This is a genomic window from Bacillus sp. FJAT-42376 (assembly GCF_003816055.1).
In the GTDB taxonomy this organism is placed as follows: Bacteria; Bacillota; Bacilli; order Bacillales; family Bacillaceae; genus Metabacillus_B.
This window is the reverse complement of sequence record NZ_CP033906.1, coordinates 1,223,668-1,244,757: the sequence shown is the minus strand read 5'-3', so window position 1 is coordinate 1,244,757 and position 21,090 is coordinate 1,223,668. Positions and strand designations below refer to the sequence as shown.

23 protein-coding genes and 1 tRNA gene are annotated in these 21,090 nt (G+C 44.6%); 7 read left to right on the top strand and 17 right to left on the bottom strand.

Annotated features, from left to right (window positions below):
- Window positions 1–100: 100 nt before the first annotated feature.
- From CEF21_RS21195 to CEF21_RS06335, 4 genes are all read right to left on the bottom strand, one after another.
- Window positions 101–268: a hypothetical protein gene (locus CEF21_RS21195; protein WP_164462097.1), complete on the bottom strand. Its 168-nt coding sequence runs from the start codon at window positions 266–268 to the stop codon at window positions 101–103.
- Window positions 269–752: 484 nt separating this feature from the next.
- Window positions 753–2,648 carry a PrkA family serine protein kinase gene (locus CEF21_RS06345; RefSeq protein WP_123914276.1) on the bottom strand — a complete coding sequence of 632 codons (1,896 nt, stop codon included), beginning with the start codon at window positions 2,646–2,648 and terminating at the stop codon, window positions 753–755.
- A gap of 529 nt (window positions 2,649–3,177) precedes the next feature.
- A complete protein-coding gene (gene trmL / locus CEF21_RS06340) occupies window positions 3,178–3,660 on the bottom strand; it encodes a tRNA (uridine(34)/cytosine(34)/5-carboxymethylaminomethyluridine(34)-2'-O)-methyltransferase TrmL (RefSeq protein WP_123914274.1) in 483 nt (160 codons plus the stop codon).
- Between the two features lie 38 nt (window positions 3,661–3,698).
- A complete protein-coding gene (locus tag CEF21_RS06335; RefSeq protein ID WP_241156775.1) occupies window positions 3,699–4,592 on the bottom strand; it encodes an amidase domain-containing protein in 894 nt (297 codons plus the stop codon).
- Window positions 4,593–4,747: 155 nt separating this feature from the next.
- Between CEF21_RS06335 and CEF21_RS06330 the strand changes: the two genes are divergently transcribed.
- Window positions 4,748–5,359 carry an FMN-binding negative transcriptional regulator gene (locus CEF21_RS06330; RefSeq protein WP_123914272.1) on the top strand — a complete coding sequence of 204 codons (612 nt, stop codon included), beginning with the start codon at window positions 4,748–4,750 and terminating at the stop codon, window positions 5,357–5,359.
- Window positions 5,356–5,901, top strand: a complete 546-nt coding sequence (locus CEF21_RS06325) for a nucleotidyltransferase family protein (RefSeq protein WP_123914270.1) — start codon at window positions 5,356–5,358, stop codon at window positions 5,899–5,901. Before CEF21_RS06330 ends, CEF21_RS06325 begins: the two co-directional genes overlap by 4 nt.
- Window positions 5,902–6,008: 107 nt before the next feature.
- Here the strand turns inward: CEF21_RS06325 and CEF21_RS06320 are convergent, their stop codons facing one another.
- From CEF21_RS06320 to CEF21_RS06310, 3 genes are all read right to left on the bottom strand, one after another.
- Complete coding sequence (locus CEF21_RS06320) at window positions 6,009–6,899, bottom strand: PhzF family phenazine biosynthesis isomerase (protein ID WP_123914268.1); 891 nt, start codon at window positions 6,897–6,899, stop codon at window positions 6,009–6,011.
- Between the two features lie 43 nt (window positions 6,900–6,942).
- Window positions 6,943–7,725 carry a YwqG family protein gene (locus CEF21_RS06315; RefSeq protein ID WP_123914266.1) on the bottom strand — a complete coding sequence of 261 codons (783 nt, stop codon included), beginning with the start codon at window positions 7,723–7,725 and terminating at the stop codon, window positions 6,943–6,945.
- A gap of 155 nt (window positions 7,726–7,880) precedes the next feature.
- Window positions 7,881–8,717 carry a DUF2785 domain-containing protein gene (locus tag CEF21_RS06310; protein WP_164462096.1) on the bottom strand — a complete coding sequence of 279 codons (837 nt, stop codon included), beginning with the start codon at window positions 8,715–8,717 and terminating at the stop codon, window positions 7,881–7,883.
- A 145-nt stretch (window positions 8,718–8,862) separates the two neighbouring features.
- Between CEF21_RS06310 and CEF21_RS06305 the strand changes: the two genes are divergently transcribed.
- Entirely contained in the window at window positions 8,863–9,198 is a 336-nt protein-coding gene (locus tag CEF21_RS06305) for a DUF3221 domain-containing protein (protein ID WP_164462095.1), read from the top strand.
- Between the two features lie 591 nt (window positions 9,199–9,789).
- On the opposite strand, the gene queG is transcribed toward CEF21_RS06305, so the two are convergent.
- Window positions 9,790–10,923, bottom strand: coding sequence for a tRNA epoxyqueuosine(34) reductase QueG (gene queG, locus CEF21_RS06300; RefSeq protein ID WP_123914260.1), 1,134 nt, complete (start codon window positions 10,921–10,923; stop codon window positions 9,790–9,792).
- Window positions 10,924–10,999: 76 nt separating this feature from the next.
- On the opposite strand from queG, the gene CEF21_RS06295 reads away from it, so the two are divergent.
- Window positions 11,000–11,665 (top strand): B3/B4 domain-containing protein, encoded by a 666-nt coding sequence (locus CEF21_RS06295; protein WP_123914258.1) that lies wholly within the window; start codon window positions 11,000–11,002, stop codon window positions 11,663–11,665.
- A 92-nt stretch (window positions 11,666–11,757) separates the two neighbouring features.
- Here the strand turns inward: CEF21_RS06295 and CEF21_RS06290 are convergent.
- Both CEF21_RS06290 and CEF21_RS06285 read right to left on the bottom strand, forming a co-directional pair.
- Window positions 11,758–11,831: transfer RNA gene (locus CEF21_RS06290), tRNA-Gly, on the bottom strand.
- A 134-nt stretch (window positions 11,832–11,965) separates the two neighbouring features.
- Window positions 11,966–12,241 carry a hypothetical protein gene (locus CEF21_RS06285; protein ID WP_123914256.1) on the bottom strand — a complete coding sequence of 92 codons (276 nt, stop codon included), beginning with the start codon at window positions 12,239–12,241 and terminating at the stop codon, window positions 11,966–11,968.
- A gap of 201 nt (window positions 12,242–12,442) precedes the next feature.
- Here CEF21_RS06285 and CEF21_RS06280 point away from each other — a divergent pair, with 201 nt between their 5' ends.
- On the top strand, window positions 12,443–13,285 hold the full coding sequence (locus CEF21_RS06280; protein ID WP_123914254.1) for a hypothetical protein: 843 nt from the start codon (window positions 12,443–12,445) through the stop codon (window positions 13,283–13,285).
- A 167-nt stretch (window positions 13,286–13,452) separates the two neighbouring features.
- Here CEF21_RS06280 and CEF21_RS06275 read toward each other — a convergent pair whose 3' ends face one another.
- From CEF21_RS06275 to CEF21_RS06260, 4 genes are all read right to left on the bottom strand, one after another.
- On the bottom strand, window positions 13,453–14,091 hold the full coding sequence (locus CEF21_RS06275) for a hypothetical protein (protein WP_123914252.1): 639 nt from the start codon (window positions 14,089–14,091) through the stop codon (window positions 13,453–13,455).
- A gap of 338 nt (window positions 14,092–14,429) precedes the next feature.
- Entirely contained in the window at window positions 14,430–14,807 is a 378-nt protein-coding gene (locus tag CEF21_RS06270; protein ID WP_123914250.1) for a MaoC/PaaZ C-terminal domain-containing protein, read from the bottom strand.
- A 148-nt stretch (window positions 14,808–14,955) separates the two neighbouring features.
- Complete coding sequence (locus tag CEF21_RS06265; RefSeq protein ID WP_123914248.1) at window positions 14,956–16,392, bottom strand: PH domain-containing protein; 1,437 nt, start codon at window positions 16,390–16,392, stop codon at window positions 14,956–14,958.
- Entirely contained in the window at window positions 16,389–16,904 is a 516-nt protein-coding gene (locus CEF21_RS06260; protein WP_123914246.1) for a PH domain-containing protein, read from the bottom strand. Before CEF21_RS06260 ends, CEF21_RS06265 begins: the two co-directional genes overlap by 4 nt.
- Window positions 16,905–17,164: 260 nt before the next feature.
- Here CEF21_RS06260 and CEF21_RS21860 point away from each other — a divergent pair, with 260 nt between their 5' ends.
- Window positions 17,165–17,407, top strand: coding sequence for a PH domain-containing protein (locus tag CEF21_RS21860; RefSeq protein WP_123920001.1), 243 nt, complete (start codon window positions 17,165–17,167; stop codon window positions 17,405–17,407).
- A 33-nt stretch (window positions 17,408–17,440) separates the two neighbouring features.
- Here CEF21_RS21860 and CEF21_RS06250 read toward each other — a convergent pair whose 3' ends face one another.
- Window positions 17,441–18,178: a helix-turn-helix domain-containing protein gene (locus CEF21_RS06250; protein ID WP_241156774.1), complete on the bottom strand. Its 738-nt coding sequence runs from the start codon at window positions 18,176–18,178 to the stop codon at window positions 17,441–17,443.
- Window positions 18,179–18,322: 144 nt separating this feature from the next.
- On the opposite strand from CEF21_RS06250, the gene CEF21_RS06245 reads away from it, so the two are divergent.
- Window positions 18,323–19,177, top strand: a complete 855-nt coding sequence (locus CEF21_RS06245; RefSeq protein ID WP_123914244.1) for a DUF1206 domain-containing protein — start codon at window positions 18,323–18,325, stop codon at window positions 19,175–19,177.
- A gap of 99 nt (window positions 19,178–19,276) precedes the next feature.
- Here the strand turns inward: CEF21_RS06245 and CEF21_RS06240 are convergent, their stop codons facing one another.
- Together CEF21_RS06240 and CEF21_RS06235 are read right to left on the bottom strand one after the other, a co-directional pair.
- Window positions 19,277–20,572 (bottom strand): hemolysin family protein, encoded by a 1,296-nt coding sequence (locus CEF21_RS06240; RefSeq protein ID WP_123914242.1) that lies wholly within the window; start codon window positions 20,570–20,572, stop codon window positions 19,277–19,279.
- Between the two features lie 44 nt (window positions 20,573–20,616).
- Window positions 20,617–20,988, bottom strand: coding sequence for a MerR family transcriptional regulator (locus CEF21_RS06235; protein WP_123914240.1), 372 nt, complete (start codon window positions 20,986–20,988; stop codon window positions 20,617–20,619).
- Window positions 20,989–21,090 lie beyond the last annotated feature (102 nt).

The following is a 21,090-nucleotide window of genomic DNA, read 5'->3' as shown; positions in this document are numbered from 1 at the left end:
GCGCTCTCTGCTGAAAAAGATAGACAAGGCTACAAGGCAAGGAAACAGTTAGATTTTATACATAAAAATAAAACCCCTGCCCGCCGGCAAGGGTTCACTCTTACTTATTCCCGTTTACTTTATGCTGATCAGGGTCAGGGGTTTTCCCAGATTTCTTCACTTCCTGATTTGTCTTCATATGTTCCATAATTTTCGATTGTTCCACCAAATCATCCATATCTCGAATACTTGAACTCTCTTTTGATCTTTTCGGATTCTTCTGATCCATGTGTATCACTCCTTAGGAGGTTATATAAGATAAATACCCGGTTGGGAAGGGAGTGAAACACGCATTATGGGGTGGTTTGGGGGAGTACAGGTCTGCGCTGGTTTTCGGCGTTGCACTGTGCACTGTGCACTGTGCACTGACCCCCGCCGTATTACCGCATTGGGGGACAAAGCAGAAATGCTGCGAACCAAACTGCTTAGCGGCTTTTTTGATAAAGGGGACGGAGCTTTAGTTCTGCAGTGAAACGGGGGTCAGAGCAATGCACTGACCCCCATTGCTTTACCACATTAGGGGACAGAGCAAAGCTCACATCCCCCACTGCCGCTACAGCGATGCCGGAATAAGGGGACGGAGCTTTAGTCCTTTAGCAGAGTGAGGGTCAGTGCAAACCTTGATAAACTACTGCAAACCTTACTAAACATAAAAACCTTTCCCCATTGCATTACCCCCAACACAAAAAGCCGGGGGATCCCCGGCTTCCTTCCTATCGGTTCAGCAAACTTCCCACATACCGCAGCAATTCATTGGCAGAGGTAGAATTATAGCCATGTTCATCAATGAGTCTCGCAACCACTTCATTTACCTTTTTCAGCTGCAGCTCATCCGGTGTTTTAGTCGAGGTCGTAATTTTGACAACATCCTTCAGATCGGCGAACAGTTTTTTCTGGATCGCTTCACGCAGACGTTCGTGTGAATTGTAATCAAAGCGTTTCCCTTTGCGCGCATAGGCGGAGATGCGGATCAGGATTTCTTCGCGGAACGCTTTTTTCGCATTCTCGGAAATGCCGATTTGCTCTTCAATGGAACGCATGAGCTTTTCGTCCGGATTCATCTCTTCTCCTGTCAGCGGATCACGCAGCTTGTTTTTGTTGCAGTAGGCTTCCACGTTATCGAGGTAATTGTCCATAAGCGTTTTGGCTGATTCCTCATACGAGTATACGAAGGCTTTTTGAACTTCTTTTTTCGCAATATCGTCGTACTCTTTCCGGGCGACAGAAATGAAGTTCAAGTAGCGCTCGCGGTCTTCCTGCGAGATGGACGGATGCTGATCCAGACCTTCTTTCAGAGAACGAAGGACATCCAGTGCATTGATGGACGGGTTTTCTTTACGGATAATGGTGGAGGAGATCCGGTTGATGACGTAGCGCGGATCAATCCCGCTCATGCCCTCATCCTGGTATTCTTTCTTTAATTCCTCTAAATCGACTGAATTATAGCCCTCTACACTTTCGCCATCATACAGCCTCATCTTTTTGACGAGGTCGATATCCCCGCGCTTCGCTTCTTTCAATCTCGTCAAAATTGAGAACATGGCCGCTACCTTCAGTGTATGAGGGGCGATATGGACATCGTTAACATCACTTTCGCTGATCATTTTATCGTAGATGCGCTCTTCCTCTGTCGCCCTCAGATTATATGGAATCGGGATAACAATAATCCTTGAGTGAAGCGCCTCGTTTTTCTTATTGGAGATGAAGGAGCGGTACTCGGTTTCATTTGTGTGGGCGACAATAAGTTCATCGGCCGAAATTAAGGCAAACCGGCCTGCTTTAAAATTCCCTTCCTGTGTTAAAGAAAGCAAGTGCCATAAAAATTTCTCGTCACACTTCAGCATCTCCTGGAACTCCATCATCCCGCGGTTCGCTTTATTCAGCTCCCCGTCGAACCGATAGGCGCGCGGATCGGACTCTGAGCCGTATTCGGCAATGGTTGAAAAATCGATGCTTCCGGTTAAGTCGGCGATATCCTGCGATTTAGGATCCGATGGACTGAACGTTCCGATTCCGACCCGCTTATCTTCGGAGAAAAAGACGCGTTCCACGATCACATCTTCAATTCTTCCGCCATACTCTTCCTGCAGTCTCATCATATTGAGCGGGGACAGGTTCCCTTCAATCCGAATACCGTATTCCTCGTAAAAGTCCTGCCGCAGGTGATGCGGAATCAGATGAAGGGCATCCTCATGCATCGGGCAGCCTTTAATGGCAAAAACGGATCCATTATCGGTTTGCGAGTACTTTTCCAGTCCTCTTTTCAGCATCGTAACAAGCGTTGATTTTCCTCCGCTTACAGGCCCCATGAGAAGCAAAATCCGCTTCCGGACATCAAGCCGCTTCGCCGCAGGATGAAAATATTCTTCTACCAGTCTCTCCAGCGCTTCTTCGAGACCAAAGAGCTGCTGATCAAAAAATTTGTACTTCTTTACCCCATTCACTTCTTCAATCCCAAAGTCTTTGATCATATTATAAACCCGTGAATGAGCCGATTGTGCCACGTGCGGACGGGTTTTCAATATTTCCAAATATTCCACGAAGGTTCCTTCCCATTTCAAGCGCTCTTCATCTTCTCTGTACCGTTCAATCTTCTTTAAGATATCCATAAGGACCTCCTTCATCTTTGTGCATCACAAGAGATTATTACACTTTATGAAGGAAGGGGGCTTATCATTCTCGTTTTTCAGATTGTTTGCCAAGCAATCATTATGACTGAAAATTTAGAAATGGAAGAAAAAGAGAACGAATACAATTCACAGCGCTTACATATTACCGTATAATGAGAGACATACGCTTGGACTAATTTGCTGAGGAGGCTTTTTTATGAAGACCGTATTGCTGCTTGGAGTCTGCATTACATTCCTCGTTTCAATTTTTACCGCAGGGTATAACGACAAACCGAAGATCCGCAAGTAAGGAACAAAAGCGCAGGCGCCTTGAAGAAATGAAGTTCTGCTAAGTGCGCGAGTCCTGTCGCAACGCACAGCTGCCCCGCTTCCTGCGGGCTTCCGCAGGATGAGGGACTGATGGGCTGGGCGCTGGAGCTGGATCGAGATCCACCTGGTCATGCTGATCCACATTGAGTCATTTTCCTAAACAGGAACAACAAAACGGCCTTCGCAGGAAGGCCGTTTTTTACGTTAAATCCAAATAATCCTGCTGTCTTAATGCCTCATATACAAGGATGGCCGCTGTGTTGGACAGGTTCAGCGAACGGACATGCTCCGTCATGGGAAGTCTCAGACAGCGCTCCATGTTCGCATCAATTAAATCACGCGGCAGACCCGTCGTCTCTTTTCCGAAAACAAAGAAGAAATCCTTCTCCTGATCGGAGTAATCAAACACCGTATGCGGCTGCTTGCCGTGCTTTGTTAAGTAGAAGAATTCTCCGTCCTTATATTCAGAAAAGAGCTCATCAAGCGAATCGTGATAGCGGATATCAACATGCTGCCAGTAATCGAGGCCTGCCCGCTTCAGCATTTTATCGTCCGTTGAAAATCCGAGCGGGCGGATTAAATGAAGAACGGTGTTCGTTGCTGCACATGTACGGGCAATGTTTCCTGTATTGGCAGGAATCTCAGGCTGGTACAATACTACGTGTAATCCCAAAATGGTCACCTCTGCTAAAAATTCGATCTCCGCTATTATACCATGCTTTAGCTTTTCTCAGAATCATCCTGAATCCGGTAAAACGAATAGCGGATGTTCGGTGTATAGGCAGTCGAATCCTTATAAGACCAATAGCGCATCCGGCTGTTGGACGTATGCGCGTTCACAAGCGGCATACTGTTTTTGTCTTTCGCCACGACGAATGTCGTATGGTCAAACCGCCCATCCCCTTGAAAGTCATAGCAAATGACATCTCCGGGCCGAAGCTCCTCAGCAGAGTTCACTTTCACCGCCCGCAGCCCCGCTTTGGAGCGCGGCAGGAATAAGTTCATCGAATGGGCAACAGCCCAGCTGTAGCTCCACGTATTATTCTGCATCCACCAGCCGGTCCCTTTGCCGGGATATCCCCTCATCTGCGCTCCCCCGCTGCGAAGGCACTGCGATACGAAATTGGTGCAATTCACCTCAAAATTTTTATACTGGCTGTTATGGCTGTTCCACCAGCGCTCTGCATACTGGACAGCGGCCATGCGGTCATAATAGAATCCTTTTCGATCCAGATTGTCTTCATAGTCAGGCGGAATGAACATCTCCTCTTCAGCCGGCCTGCTTTCCGCCCAATCCTCCAGCACTTCCGAATCGGTCACGGCTGCAAAACGGCGGGCGATTTTTTCCTCCAGATAAAAACTGTCATCATTTTGTATCAGCCATTTTTCATGAAGAAGGTATTGCACTTCCCGGAAATCGGGGTAATCCTGAATTCCGGTGACTTTGATTTTAGAGGAGCCTTTAACAGCCGTTGTCTTCCTCTCAATCAGTTCTTCTGCTTTTCTTTCCAGGGACAGCTTTTCCGCATCCGACATAAAAGGCAGATTCCTCGCCTTTCCGTTCACTACATAATCAAGCCGGCTTTCTGCCGCTGTTCGAAGCAATTCATTCACATTAGCCACCCGCTTCCCGTTCTTCTGCTATTAGAATATGAGAGAAAAACGGGGAGTAGCCGTTTTTTCTTATATGGCACCCTCCTGAATAGAAAAACTGGCCCTATTTCCTGCGCTTCTTCATTGGTAAAATTAAAGAAAAAGGAGGCACAGCTATGTATGTTCCTCAACCCTTTGAAATGAATGACGAAGAAGCGATGTACCAATTGATGAAAGAAAACAGCTTTGCAACCGTTTTTACTCATCATCATGGCGCGCCGTTCGCAAGCCAGCTGCCTCTGATCGTCGATGAGACGGAAAGAGTCATCTACGGACATTTTGCCCGAACGAATCCGCAGTGGAAGGATGCTGAAAACCAGCAGGTGCTCATCATTTTTCAAGGGCCTCACTGCTACATATCTCCAGCTTGGTACAATACGAAACAAGCGGTTCCGACCTGGAATTATACATCGGTCCATGTCAGCGGGGAACTGGAGCTCATCGAAAACCAGGAAAATATACTGGAAGTGCTGTCCATGCTCGTCCGCCAGCATGAACCGGAGGACAGCTCCTATCATCTGCAGGATGCTGGCCGTGATTATATCGAAAACTTGAGCAAGGGAATTGCTGCATTTAAAATTCGGATCACGAAAATGGAAGGCAAAGCAAAGCTGAGTCAGAATCATCCACCCGAACGGCAGGCACGGGTTATTCAAGCGCTTGAACGTCTTCCGGGAGAAAACGAACAGAAAATTGCAGCTTTGATGAAAAGGAATCTAAAGGAATGAATGAAAAAGAAATCATCGCGCTTATAGAAGAAGACGTGTGGATGATGCATACCCTTCAAACCGTTAAACAGCTGAGGCTGTCTGACTGGTGGATCTGTGCAGGCTTTGTCCGTTCTAAAGTCTGGGATGTCCTACATGGGTACAGAAAAAAAACCGCGCTCCCCGATGTTGATGTTATCTATTATGACCCCTCCTGCCAGGAGGAAGCGGCTGAAAAAGAGCTTGAACGAAGGCTGTTCTCCTTATCACCAGGTATTCCATGGTCGGTTAAAAACCAGGCAAGGATGCACCGTAAAAACAAGATGAACCCTTACACAGATTCGATCGACGCGATGTCCAAATTCCCTGAAACAGCAACCGCCATTGGCGTTACGCTGAACCATGACGGTCGCGCTGTATTAGCTGCTCCGCACGGCATTGAAGATCTGGTGAAGATGCAGGTGAAGCCGACGCCATATTTTGTGAACACAGGTGTTTATAGAGACCGGGTTACCGAAAAGAACTGGGGGGCTGTCTGGCCTATGGTGATAATAGAAATATAAAAGCTACATTCTCTTGTTGCCAATCAATCTTTTATCAGTCCTATTTAGCCGTTCCGCTTCTTGAATTGGGCAATAACAAGAGGGGGACTAATCGTCCCCCTCTGCATTCACAAAATCGTCTCAAATCCCTCAACAAAAACGGCATTTCCTGTCATTTCAACATGGAGACGATTGTGGTCTTTCGTCACTTTCACATGAACCTGCCCCTCTTTTCCAATCTCATTCCCCTGCTCGACGATCAGCTTCGTTTCCATTCCTGCATTCTCCGCTATGTATTTCACATAGTATGCACCCATGACACATGAGGCCGTGCCTGTCACAGGATCCTCAATGGTTCCGGAAAATGCCGAGGAGAAATGCCTGCCATGCATATCAGCATTTGGATCATAGGTTTCCAGGCAGAATGGATGGACCGATGCATGCGGAATCTCTTCCAGCACATCAGGAAACTGCTGATTATGAGGAACCATTCGATCAAAAGCACGCAGCTCTTTTATCGGGACTAACAGCGTCCAATTTCCAGTGCTTCCGTATACAATTGGCAAATCAGGCGCTACATCTTCTTCCGACAGTCCAATAGAAGCCATTAAGTCTGCCTTTGACCCCGTAAAAGGCTTAAAGACTGGTTCCGCCTGTTTCATCGTGACGAATAAGCCGCGCGGGCTATGCTGAAGGCCGATTGGCAGCATTCCTGCCTTTGTTTCAATCGTGATCTCTTCTTTTTCACCCAGCAGCCCGTTTTCTTTTAATGCATAAATGGCGGCTATCGTTCCGTGACCGCATAAATCCATTTCACCGCCCGGAGTAAAGTACCGCATTTTAAAATCAGCCATACCGGACCGGACAGGGAACGACGTTTCATTGAATCCGGCTATTTTTGCAAGCTCCAGCATGTCCGCTTCATTCAAGTGATCCCCGTTCAAAATGACTCCTGCCGGATTTCCTTTCCCCGGTATGCTGCTGAACGCATCATACCGAAGAACCTTTATTCGTTTCATCGTCTACCTCCGCGTTAATGTAAGGTGTTTACTTCCCACCTATTTAATGACAGTCCCAGTTATAAAGAACATTCGTAAAATTTTTGTTCAGCAAATCTTCCTTTGTGATGAAGAAATTGGCCACGCCAGCATCTCCCCACATCAAGTCAATGTGATCATCTGTATCGATTTGAATCAGCGTAATCAAATGATTCTTAAACGTTTTGTCTCCATCCCTTGGATCATACTGGGTAAAGAAAGGGTAGCCGCCTAGTTTATGACCCTGCCCTGATAATGCTTCCCACATCAATTCCTCAATGTCTGTCCCTTCTTCTGTCACCTCATCTGTATCAACGTCCACTTGTTCAAAGCGGAAATCGGAAGAGGAAATGGTTTCAGCCGACTTTTCAAAAGAAAGGACTGCCTCCCCTTCTAGAGGGAAATCCTCATCTTCACTATGATGGTGATATGAAAAATCGGTCACAATCTGTTCAGCCGCCAGGATCTCTTCATGATAGAGAATCCTGAAGTTTTTTTGACTCACAGGGTTATCAAAATCCAAACCATATACATCATCGCTCGCAGAGAGAAAGATTTGAAGGATACCGCGCTCCGGGAAATCTTCCAGTGGAGGAACTTCGCTGAAGTTGATCTGAGCCAGCAGCTTCATAGGCAAACCCTTTTCATCTTTAGGGTGTTCAACGTTCTTTGGAAGATATGGAAACCCTCCAAATTTACTTTGAAAAAGCTCCGCCCTGCCTTTTTTGGCAGTTATGCTTACAAAAGGAACCATGTATTTTTCCAATTGATTTCGATACTTCTCTAATTCTTTCGGCAAAGTCAGCATGTCTGTCGCCTCTCTTTTTTTAGTATTTGTATGCTGCAAGCTTGCGGTTAGGAGACCGCTTCCATCTATTTATTCTAAAAGCATTAGAGCCTTAAAACCCCTTCTATTTATCACAGATGAAAAAGTCCTAATAAATGTGGAGAGTTGCTTCCCCATCAAATATAGGGGTTATTAAACCGGCTTCGAGTCAGTTCGGAACTGAGCCGTTCCTGTGAAAACAGATCTTTTTTATGGAGCTGGAGCAGGGACGCACGGAAAAGATGCTTCCAATTGATTCTTTTCCGATATCCGTTTATGTACGATTCCGCCTCCAGCGGTATACGTGCAAACCAATCAAGCATTTCATCCGCTGAAAGATGGCTGTGCTGAACGAGCGCTTTCAGGCTTCTTGCAAGCCGCTCATCTTCCTCATCTTTAAAGACCGTCTTTGCATTCTCCATGATTCGTTCCATGCAGGTTAACAGGGTTTTAGTATGGATGCTTGAAAAATCAGGATGTTCTGCAAAAGCCGTGAGAAGATCAGCGACGTGGGCCGCAGCATGCATCCAGCCGGCCGTTTCTGAATAGCCCCGAAGATCTTTTTCCAGCGTACAATATTGAACCGTGCTCATCAAAGCCTTTTGCCAATCTGTTTTCGTCAGGAACGGATCATCCTGATCGGTCTTGAGTAGAAGAGTCATACCAAGGCTCGTGAAGCTTCTCATGAGCACACTATCAGTCTGGATTTCTCCAATTTTATAAAACCACATATCCTCTGAAATCATCATTTTATAAAGCTCGTGCAGCTGATCATTGGTCAACAATTTCTGTCTGTAAACCCATTCCGCGAGAAGGGTGTAGCCAAGCTCGTCCCTTAAGACTGCGTCAGGGCTTCCAAGGTTTCGGCACACCTCTTTAATGAGCAAAAAACAATCCTCTTCACGGCCTGGTTTAAACTGATTTTTAGAAAGTTCAACCAGCCTGCTTTTCAGCATCTCGTCAGCCGTCTTCATCGTTCCATCCCCTTTGTTTCTCTTTTTTCTATTGTAAATCATATGAAACGGGAAAAGTGCCATATCCATTTTTCATTTTGATGCAGCGCCTATCATTTATTCAAATATATTATAATATTTGTAATATTGGAAAGGGGTGGCGGAATTGAAATGGTTTTCGAATTTTATAGTTTGTGTTTGTATAATTCTATTGCTTTCAGCTTGCAGCTCATCCAGTTCAACGTTTACAGGCTATATATCGAACACGGATAAAGACCAAGTAGAAGTAATAAAGGATATTAGTTATGAAGAATTTGAAAAACTTATGGAAGCGAAAGCGTCTAATGAAAATGTTCATCACAACTATGTGTACTATTTGCTCACATACAATTCGAATGGTTTAAAAAAGGGACAGAAGGTAAAAGTTTGGCTTCCTTCTGGGGGATTGAAAATGCCAAATCCCGTTAAAGCAAAAGCAGAAAAGATACAAGTTTTAAAGTAGAATGTGAACGTGCCTAATCGTAACGAGAAATAATACACTTGTAGATTGATAGTTAACTGTCAAACAAGCATGTAAGAAATTGAAAAACGATAAGCTGCCCTCCATCAATCTTCCTTTTTAAGTTTGGGATCGTACCCTGGGTTCACATCTCCTACATAAAAAACAAATACTCCTTCTAGGGAAAAACACAAATAAAGAGGCCGAAACCTCTTTATTTTTCTGGAATGGCTGTCAAACAGCTAACAAACCACCGATGGCGTTAATTTTGAATTGTCATCTGGTACGCCCCTTCGCCCCCTGCTCAAAGCGGCATCCGAAGATCGCACCGCGACTCTGAATGATACTTGATGAATTCATCCGTGACTTCATAAAAGACCTTATCCGACTCGCCCTCGCCGTAAACACGGGAGCCTTCATCCCTCTCGGCGCTCTCAAGCGATGCCACATCGTCCGATGAAGATAAAATTTTCTATTGTAAATCATTTGAAACGGCAAAAGTGCTAAATCAATTTTTATTTTGCATGCATCATATGGTATCTTCCCCGAACAAAAAAAGCACCGGATACCATGTTCCGGTGCGTTCAGTCTTTTTCATCTCTTGAGCTGGCTCAGTCCTGCTTTCATTTCCTTCAAAACCTCTTCATCCTCTTCGCGTCCAAGTCTTTCTTCTAAGAAATCAATGGATTCGGATTTTCCGATTTTCCCAAGCGCCCAGGCAGCCGTTCCGCGGATGACCGGTCTCGGATCCTCTTTGATCAGCTTGTACAGATCAGGAAGGGCGGTTTCATCCTTATAGTGGGCAAGGGCAATAATCGCGTTTCGCTGGATCGGTTTCTTCCCTCTCCATGACCCGGATACATGTCCAAACCTTTCTTTGAAATCCCGGTTGGACATAGACAGTAGGGGCTTCAGACTCGGCTTCGCAATCTCGGGGTCGGGCTCCATTTCTTCATGAAAATGAAAATCCTTTCCCTTGTTTTCCGGGCATACGGTCTGGCACGTATCACAGCCATATAGCCGGTTCCCGATTTTCGTTCTGAATTCCTCCGGCAAAAAGCCTTTAGTCTGCGTCAAATACGCGATGCACCGCTGGGAATTAAGCTGTCCGCCCTGAACGAGTGCACCGGTCGGACAGACATCGACGCATTTGTTGCACGTTCCGCACTGGTCTTCTATCGGCTGATCCGGTTCAAACGGGATATTGGTGACCATTTCGCCAAGATATACGTAGGAACCGAACTCCGGGGTAATGATCGCACAGTTTTTTCCGCTCCAGCCGATGCCGGCACGTTCCGCGACAGCCCGGTCGGACAGCTCCCCTGTATCAACCATGGACTTCACCCTGATGTCCGGTGACTTTTCTATTAAAAACTGTTCAAGCTTTGCGAGCTTTTCGCGCAGAACATCATGATAATCCTTTCCCCATGAAGCGCGGCAAAAAATGCCGCGGCGGTCCTCTCTTGTACTCTTCGGCGCATCCTTCATTTTAGATGGATAGGCAAGGGCAATCGCTATGATGGATTTTGCTTTCGGAACAAGCAGCTCCGGCTTCGTTCTCTTTTCAATATCCGGCTCTTCAAAACCGGACTGATACCCAAGGGCCTGCTGCATAAGCAGTCTTCCTTTTAGCGTTTCAAACGTATCAGCACTGGCAAATCCAATTTTATCGATGCCGATGGACTGGCTGTACGCGATGACTTCTTCCTTCAGTGACTGAATATTCATAGGTGATTCTCCTTTCTTCAGATTTCCCGATGCATTGTGATAAGATAATAGTACCAAATCATGGAGGCCGGATAAAATGGAAATCAAAGTTAATCAAACACTGAAAGAGCTGGAACCCGGTTTCAAGATCGGAGCAGCCGTCTATCGGGGAATTGAAGTAGGAGACGCGCCCCAAATGCTGAAAGGAAGAATGAGGCTGTTTCAAGAGTCCTTATACTTCGATTTTGACGAAATTGAAATTAAAGATATACCGGCAGTTCAGGAATGGCGGAGCCTGTTCAAGAAGGCAGGAACCGATCCGAACCGTTACCGCCCTTCTCAGGAAGCCATTTTCCGCCGGATTAAAAAACAGCAGTATTTAGAAACCATTCATTCTGCTGCGGACATCAATAACTTCTTTTCCATGGAGTATCAGATTCCCATCGGCATTTATGACCTTGACCGACTAAGCGGGGAAATTGAAATCCGCGTCGGAACGGACAAGGATTCATACGAAGCCATTAACGGCCGTGACGTTTCCATGGAGAAGAAGATTCTGTCCGCTGACAGAAATGGGGCATTTGGCAGTCCATATGTTGATTCGAAACGGACAGCCGCCACCAGAGAAACGGTCAATGCCCTTCAGCTTGTCTATCTCACCCCATCGATGAGTGAAACGGAAGCCGGGAAGCTGTTATCAGCATTGACCACCATGTTCGTCCAAATTCACGGAGGAACGGAAAAACATTTTATTATTGCATAATAGCCTGCAGATTTCCCGGCAGGCTTTTTTGGACAGTAAAAAACGCAATGCTTCGCTGATCGGAACGAAACACTGCGTTAGTAACGTATGTATGGAGCGGGTGATGGGAATCGAACCCACGACATCAGCTTGGAAGGCTGAGGTTTTACCATTAAACTACACCCGCATGTGAAGTTTTTCTCTTGATGACGATGTAATTTATTATATTCCTATTACAATGATTCGTCAACAGTAAAATTCATTTTTTTTTTATTATATGTGCAAATTGACAGACTGGACCATTTTTTTTAAGGCTTTAAGCTATAGCAAATGAGAACCCAAGAGCAAGAAACAGCAAATAAAAACTGTCACCCGCTTTTTCAAATATGAGCGGAAAGAGCGGTCCTTTCTCCCAAAACGTATCTTTGTTGTAGAAATCAGTTTTTGAGCAAGCAGCAAAAGATACTCTCCATACTGCCTTATATTAAGCTCCATTCCATCGAATAAAGCAGGCAATGCACTAATCAGCATGAGAATGAAGAAAGAAACAAATAGCTGGATGATTAAGAATAACAGGTTCTTCATCTCCAATTTCATATCATGTTCTCCTGTTTGTATCTTCCCCTTATATTTCCATTTCTGCACGATTCGTCAAACCTCCTCCTTTTCTCCTAAAATTTCCTAGGAAATAGTGCAAGACTCTATGACAGAAGAATGATTTACAATTCAATCCAATTTTTCCGTTTGCATGTGCCAAAAGGGGGAATAGTTTAAGGGAACAGCGAAGGAGGGAACCCAATGAAAAGTCCTTACATCTTGAGTACCGCTCTGATCCTGTCTATCGCCGCCGGCTGCAGCCAGAGTGACAGTCAGTCAAAACCGGCTGATCAAAACAGCACAGCAAAGGCTTCCGAATCTGCAAATGGTGCCGCTGATGTTCCGGAATCCTCAAGCGGTGTTGCCAAGGGAGAACCGGCACCCGGAACAACACCCGGGAGCAATGAACTGACTCCCGAACAAGTCATAAGCGAAACAGCGGCTCAGCTGAAGTCGCGTGTGCCATTTACACTGCCGAAAACCATCCCGGTAGCAGATGATCTTCATTTAACCTCTATGACTAAATCAGACAGCAAATCCTATGAGATCACCTTCTACGAAACGAAAGAGCCGATTCCGATTAACAGCAGCAAGCTTAAAGGCCTTGGGAATGACAGCAAGATTGCGGTTGTGAAAGCAACCGAATATAAAACCGAACAAGAGGCCGCTGATATGGTAGGCTATCAAAAGGCTGATCCTACCGGAAATCCGCCGGTTAATCTTGGATCGGGCATTAAAGGCTATACCGATGCCGGAGCTGGAAGTGTTTTTTTGAATTGGAATGAAGGCAGATGGCTGTTTGCTTCAAAAGCCATGAGTGCCAAAGGAAATCAAAATATTGAACTTGGCAAAAAGGTAGTCTCCTACCTTGAAAGCACCATGCTCCCTCCGCCTGATAAAGGGAGAGTCACACTGGATGCAAACGCTCCTGAAGGCCGGAACCATATGATTGTCTGGCAGGACGGAAACATCGTCTATCAAATCGAACAGCCAAATGGCGCGATGACAGGCCTGGACATTGCAGCCGCATTTCATGAAAAATAAGAAAAGCCCCCGGCTTTTGCTAACGGGTTCGCTTGATGAGGAGATAACTTCAATTTACAAGTGTTTTTTACCCATTAATATCACCGATTTCACAATTAAATGTAACCTCAAAAATAGCAACTGAATCATTCAGTTGCTATTTTATGCTATGTTTACAATGAATTTTTTTAGAGAAAAGGATGGTAAACCAGAAAATAACCGATTAAAGTGATAATGACAAAGGTTGCTGAATAAATCAATTTATTATTTGCTTTTTTATAGAACCAATAGCCTAATATTATTAAACTAATAGCATCAAAAATGACTTGGAACAAAAATGTATGATTTTTATATAAATAGATACTAACACCAATTGTTTCAGCAGCTAATCCGCTTACAGGTAATGCATACAAAAAATTACTCAATTTGTTTTCTTTGTTCCAAAAGTAAAGTACATAACTAATCACACTGCATACTAAGGCAAAAATATTATAGAGAATAAAAAGACCCCATTGGAATCCGCCATTATCAAACATTGGAACAAAAAAGCCGAGTACATATTTTAATAAGTAAAAACTGAAATTCATAGCAAATAAGTACAATAAAACATTAATCGCCGCTTTTATATTGGAAGAACTGAAATATATAACTAATGTTACGGTTAACATCCAAAAGCCAAATAATGTTGCTATTGAACTAAAACTCCATAAGTCATCGTTAGAGGAAAAATCTGATAATCTAGTTATAATGCCCGCAACCAATCCAAACCCAGCATAAAGTAGGTAAGGTTTAAAATGTATTTCTTTGTTATATAACTTTAATGCCATTCAATTTCTCCTTAGTGTTCATAAGTAAAATTTCTATCCATCTATATAGTTATTTCAGCAAAAAATTACTTATCATCTCCAAAAATAAAGTTTGCTTAAAATATCGAAATCGCAATAGTTTTAGCATGGGATTTAACAACACCACATAAATTTATGTGGTGTCTCCAATTGATGTGCGTATTTCTGTGCGAAGTAGTTAGTTAAATTAGTTAAAACGTTGATATAACAAAAACAAAGGGACACCAATTTATCTGTGAATTGAGTCCCCAATTAAATTGCTATTTAATGTTTTATCCCCCGATAACCGAATCCGTTAGGCTTTTGCCAGGGGCTTCTTTTTAATCCCTGATAATCCCAAAGGACGAACCAGTCAGCACTTCCTTTCCATGCTGATTCCGGTATACACTCTTCATTGCAACTTTTTTAAAGCCGTCCCGCTGCTCAATTTCGGTCACCATGACCTCGCACGTAACCGTATCCCCTGTAAAAACAGGACGGAGAAATTCACTTACCATTTCCCTTGCAATATAATTAAGATCTCCGCCAATCTTCGTCCCGATGCTTGCGGTCATCAGCCCGTGAACCATCAGCCGGCCCTGCTCATCCTTTTCCATATGATGCCGGCCCATGTCTCCTGTAAGCTGTGCGAAAAGCAGAGTTTCTTCTTCTGTAAATGTGCGCTCCCATGTAAATAGATCCCCCGTTTTAATACTCATTCCGTCAGCCCCTTTCTTGTTTCTTTGAATATAGCATAGGGCAGAAGAAGAATGAATGAGTATTCACTTTTCTGTTAACGGATTTACAAATTTCAGCAGCATTTGAAGTGTTCCGGTTAAATTCAGAGGCTTCCAGCTATATCTCTGATTACCTGTCCTGTACGATGTATTTCTCTTTATACCATCCATAAAACTCACTTACCTCTTCCCGGGGCAAGTCTTCCAGGGTGCTCACCTGAACCGGCTTGGAGCGATTTGTGAATTGAAGTGTGCCTGTGTTGAATTTCCGCTGCAGCCATGAATGGGAGACTTCAATTTGCTGGATTCGTTCGCGCCTTGTCAGGAACGTCTCATTCACAAAGCCCCCTTTACGGATTTGGATGAACGTTCCCTTTCTCAAGTAACTTGTAAACGCATAATTCAATATCCTCGATAAAATCGCAATTAGGAACACCACTCCTGTGATCCATAGCCATTCATTCTTAAATATAGCGAGCAGGATTCCAACTGCAGCCGTTCCATAATAGGGCCGGATGAGCCGGAGCAGCAGCACCTTTTTTGGGAGCCTGCTCATTTCTTCTTCAATTTGATAGGCTGGCAATAGTTGTTTCAATAATTCATAGGCTTCCCGCTTCGCCATAAACGGATAAAGCGAATTGGTCTCTAATTCCTCACTGCCCGTACTTCCCGCGCTGATCAGCTTAATTTCAGCCATTCCAAATACCCTTTTCAAAAGGGATTGCTGAATCATAATCGCCTGTACCCTGTTTTTCTGGATGGAGAAAGCACTGGAGCTCAGCATCCCCTTTGAGATGTATATCCGGTCAGCGTCTGCTGCGATTTCATATTTTCCGTATTTCATGGCAGTTTGTACATACCCGACTAGGATGGATAAAACAAGCGCTCCGATAACCAAGGGCACAAGCAGCCAGAGATGGTTTTTAAAATAGCCGGCCGCCTGCCTGGTCGACTCATCCAGGCTGAAAACATCATCTATCTGTGTGTACAGTCCAAGCAGGATTGGAAAAAGGGCAAAAAAGCTCAGGGAGGTACATGCTGCTTTTATGTTATCTTTCCGGCTCGATTGAAAGTAAATCTTTTTGCCGGGAGCCGCGGTTCTTTCCGGATCCCCATGCTGTTTCTGATTCTGAACCAGTTCCAGAATAGCAGCGGATTCCTGCTGGGTAATCATTGAAAATGTTGCCGGGGACTCTCCTTCGTTTGTTCCTGTTTCAAGGGTCAGCGAGGTCATTCCAAGCATCCGGTGCAAAAAGTTTGCCGCTGTATGGGTATTTTGAATTCTATCAAACGGAACATTCCGCTGACTTTTGACAAATACCCCTTCCCTGAGAACAATGGAGGAATCCGTCATTTCATATGTATGGGTCAGCCACTTCAGGACGGTATAAAGAAGGGTCCCGGCGGCAGCGGCAGCAAAAAGATATTTCCCCCACATGATCCAGCCTGTATGCTGGTCCGCCTTCACAACATAAAGAAACACAATGATAAACCAGGTGTTCTTAAAAAACGATACAAATTCCGCGAGCAGCCAAGCCGGATGGAACCTTTTTTGCCCGTCCGTCATTCTGACATCTCCCCTTTATCTTCAGCCTCTTCCACTTTTGCGAATATGGCAATCTGATTTCTAAGAGAAATGGCTTCTTCTTTACCGATTGAAGGGATGGTATGGCTCGAGTTAACGGATCCGATGTTGACATTATACAATCCATGCTTTTTTAAAAACGGCCCCTGGCTTGTTGAAACATATTCCACTTTTGCCATGGGAATCATCACATGAGTCTGGGTAAAGCGGCCATGCTTTAATTGGATAAATTCCTCATCAATTTCATATCTCCATGTTTTTTGCAGATATTTCGGTTCAATGGCGATGGAGTACACAGCTGAAAGAACCATAAGGGCAATCAACCCGTATAAAACATAGCCGGCCCAACCCGGCCAGTTAAACAGATGATCCAGATAAAGCAAAACACATAAAATCCCAACGGCAGCTGAATGCCCAATGGTATTGGTTACCTGCCATACCCGAACAGCCTTATGGGAAATACGCTGTTTCGGTTCTTCAATTTCCAAATACATTTCGTTCACCTCTAGTAGTCATTACGTATGAAAAAGGAAAATGTTTCAACTATTTATTCTAGCGCAAGCTATGTAAAAGGAAAACAGGAGGAAGAGAGGGAATATCCAAAAAAGACTGGTGGGTCTATCCTGTCATTTGGGGAGGGGTCCTTCTCTGCTGCCTTTCACCGTTTGCTGCCGGCAGAGACTATGAAGCCCTGTTTGTCACAGTACCATTGGCAGGCCTTCTTATTTAGCTCTGGTTTACTACCGGCTATCGAATAGATGGCAATCAGCTTACAATCCACTATGGCCGCTTTTCCAATACCCTGCCTATAATGGACATTAACAATCCGGCAGACGAAAAACCTCTCTCTGCACCGGCATTATCATTAGACAGGCTCGAAATCACCTATGGAAGGTCGTTTGATATCGCTGTTGTGTCTCCAAAGGAAAAGCAGGAGTTTATAGACATGCTTTTGAAGATTCAGCCTGATATAAAAATGGAATCAAAATTGAAATAACAGATAGGATTGGAGAGCCCTCTTTTTGTATACCTACTCAAGCCAATTATAAAGGGGGCCTTTTGCTCTCCGCTGTTCAACTCCTAAAACTCCGCAGACCGTTCCCCAAAAATATCCGGCAAAACTTTTCTTGATTCTTTTCATTTTTAATGCAAATACGGATGCTTTAAATGCCCGGATGGCAGGCGGAACTAAGTCCACTACACTTGGAGCATGCCTTTTTCCGGCAGCCAGAACTTTTCCCCACAGCCTGAATGCTGACTCCGGATTGATGAACGGCTGCACCGTTTCCAAAAATTCATGAGGAACCCATTCCGTTACATAGCTATAGTCTATTTGAGGTTCCTGCTGTCGTTCTTTTAAATCTTTTAAATTTGATTGAAAAAGAATGGTTTCATTCTTTTTGCACGGTGGTTCATCCTTTGTTCCTACAGGCTCTGCCGGATTGCTGCGATTGGACAAATCGATTGGACATATGAGAGTGAGGGACGCCCCGTATCCGCCGCTTACCGGTCTGATCATCTTCATCCTTTTAACAATTCCTTCATTCGCCAGGTTTTTAATGGCTCTCTGGATGGTTTTAATGCTGACTTGCAGATGTGCGGCCATCGTTTTAAGTTTCATAAAACTCACTCCCGGAAATTTGCAGGAGTATCCTGCCAGGAGCTTTAACAGCTTTCTATCCATTTGGCCCAGCGGCAGCTGCTCCAGCACCTCACTCACAAATTGATCCATTTCTTTCACATTTTTAAACGAAGTATACTCTCTCATTGTGCTAACCTCCGCTTCCTTTTCTAAGAAAGGGATACAGATGGAAAGAAAAGGAGTAGCGTCTGCACAGGAAAAAGGTTTCTAATACTTTGCCAGAGGGAATTTACGAAGTACAAATTGAGAAGAAAACGTGGAGGGTACAAGATGGAATTATCAAGATCAAAAGCTGGAGCACGGCAAACTTCAGAAAAAGCAAAGCATGACACGAAACCATGGATTCGCAGGCTTGGGCGCTTCGGTTACATGGCACAAGGGCTCGTCTATGGGCTGATCGGGGTTCTCGCTTTCATGGCAGCCATCGGGGCAGGCGGCAAAACGACGGATACAAAGGGAATGCTTCAATCGCTGCCTAACATGCCATTTGGTCAAGTGCTTCTGTGGATTATCGGGATAGGATTAATCGGCTACTGTATTTGGGGAATTGTCAAATGCTTCTCGGACCCTGAGCACCGGGGATCCAACGCAAAAGGAATCTTCATCCGGATCGGCTATCTGATCAGCGCTGTCATCTATGGAAGCATTGCCTTCACCGCCATTAAAACCGCACTGAACGGCGGCAGCTCTGGTGGAAGCTCGGAGCAAAGCATGTCCGCCCAGCTCCTTTCTAAGCCTTACGGACAGTGGATAATTGGCGGCATCGGGGTGATCATTATCGGCTATGGGGTGTATGAATTCATCTCCGGCTACAAAGAAAAATTCATGACGAAGTTTAAAACAAGCGAAATGAGCATGCACGAGCGCAAAATTGCCCGTAACTCCGGCAAAATGGGCCTGATCGCCCGCGGCATCGTACTGGCCATCGTTGGATTCTTCTTCGTACAAACAGCCGTCACCTCGGATCCAAGCCAAAATAAAGGTCTGGACGGCGCCCTTTCTGAATTGGCTAAACAGCCATACGGACAATGGCTGCTCGGGGCAGTGGCACTCGGCTTGATTTTATATGGAGTATACGGAATCATCCGCGGCAGATACGAGCACATGAGTTACGGGGGAAAATGATGAAGACGTGCTGACATTGGTTCTGCACGCCTGCTTCTTGCCATATATACCGGTCTTTCCTAAACATAGAAAAAGCCATGTCATCCATGGCTTTTTCTTTTAAACTTTTTTCACTTCCAAATAATAAATCTGATGGCCATCAATTTCATGAACACGGAATAGATAACCCTGTTCCTCAATCTCCGAACCGGACTCGGCATCAATATTCAGCGTCAGGAACCAGCCCCCGATTGTATCGACCTCTTCATTTTCAAGCTCTGTTCCAAGAAGGTCATTCACATCATCGATAAGCAGTTTCGCATCCAGAATATAATGCTGTTCGCCGACTTTGCGGATCTCGGCTACTTCATCCTCATCAAATTCGTCGCGGATTTCACCAACAATTTCTTCTAAAATATCTTCAGCGGTTACCATACCGGATGTACCGCCGTACTCATCCATGAGAATCGCAACATGGGTGCGCTCTTTTTGCATTTTCACTAGCAGATCATGAATCGGGATATTCTCTATGACCCGGATGACGGGATTAATGAAGGATTCAAGCTTCAATTCCTCGTTGGAGTTCCCGTTCATTACCTTAGCCGTCAGCAATTCCTTCACATTCATGAAACCAAGGATATTATCCTTGTCTCCGTCCGTAACCGGATAGCGGGTATAGTTTTCTTCAATCATCGTTTCCATAATCTCATCAAAAGGGGCATCAATGGAAATGCTCACCATCTCGGTACGCGGAACCATGATTTCCTTCGCGATTCTTTCATCAAATTCAAAAATATTGTTCACATATTTTAGCTCATTTTTATTAATTTCACCGCTCCTGTAGCTCTCTGAGAGCAGCAGACGCAGTTCTTCCTCCGAGTGGGCCAGTTCGTGTTCCGAAGCAGGCTTAAGGCCGAATAGACCGACCAGAAAGCGTGCTGAACCGTTCAAGAACCATATGAAGGGATACATAATGCGGTAGAACCAAATAATCGGCTTGGCGAATGCAAGGGTTACAGCCTCCGCCTTTTGAATCGCCACTGTTTTTGGCGCGAGCTCCCCTATAACAACATGGAGAAAGGTTACCAGGGCAAAAGCAATACCGATTGTCAGCACATGAGACAATGATTCATTTATTTGAAAATATTCAAACGCAGGGTGTAATAGAATTTCAAACGTCGGCTCCCCAAGCCACCCAAGTCCAAGGGCCGTTACCGTAATTCCAAGCTGACACGCAGATAAATATTCATCCAGGTGGGAAACGACTTTCTTAGCCGCAACAGCACCCTTCCTGCCCTCTTCAATCATTTGATCAATCCTGGACATACGGATTTTAACAATCGCGAACTCCGTAGCTACGAAGAACCCGGTTAGTGCAATTAAAAGTACAAACATAATTAAGTTAATAGCTGTCAATGAAGGATCTTACAAAAGTAAGATCTCACACCTCCTGAATAAATTCAATTAAGCAGCACAAGCAAAGTCTGAATCAGCGATAAACTTTCGGGAGACAAATTCTTTTTGATCAGCTCCGCATTCTTTGGATCATTTTTATCCAAATGAGCCAGTACGTCAGAAACATCCTTTTCAAGACCGCATATTTTTAATCTCAATTCCGATAAATCAATTTCCTCTGCGTCCTTTTCCAGCAGCCGCTTCTTAATTTCCGCCAAATGCATCCCGTCTGCTTTACATTGTTCAATCAAATGGATTTGCTCAACAGCAGACCGATCATAATAGCGGTAATTCGAAGGGGAACGTTCTGCTTTTAGTAGACCCAGATTCGTATAATGGTCAATCGTTCTCTTTGTTACTCCACACAATTCAGCCAATTCACCAATCTTTAATTTCTCAGCCCCAACGGAATCACCCCTAAACCGTAACGTGATGGTTATACGAGAATTGTATCCTTTAATAGAATAGAAGACAAGCCG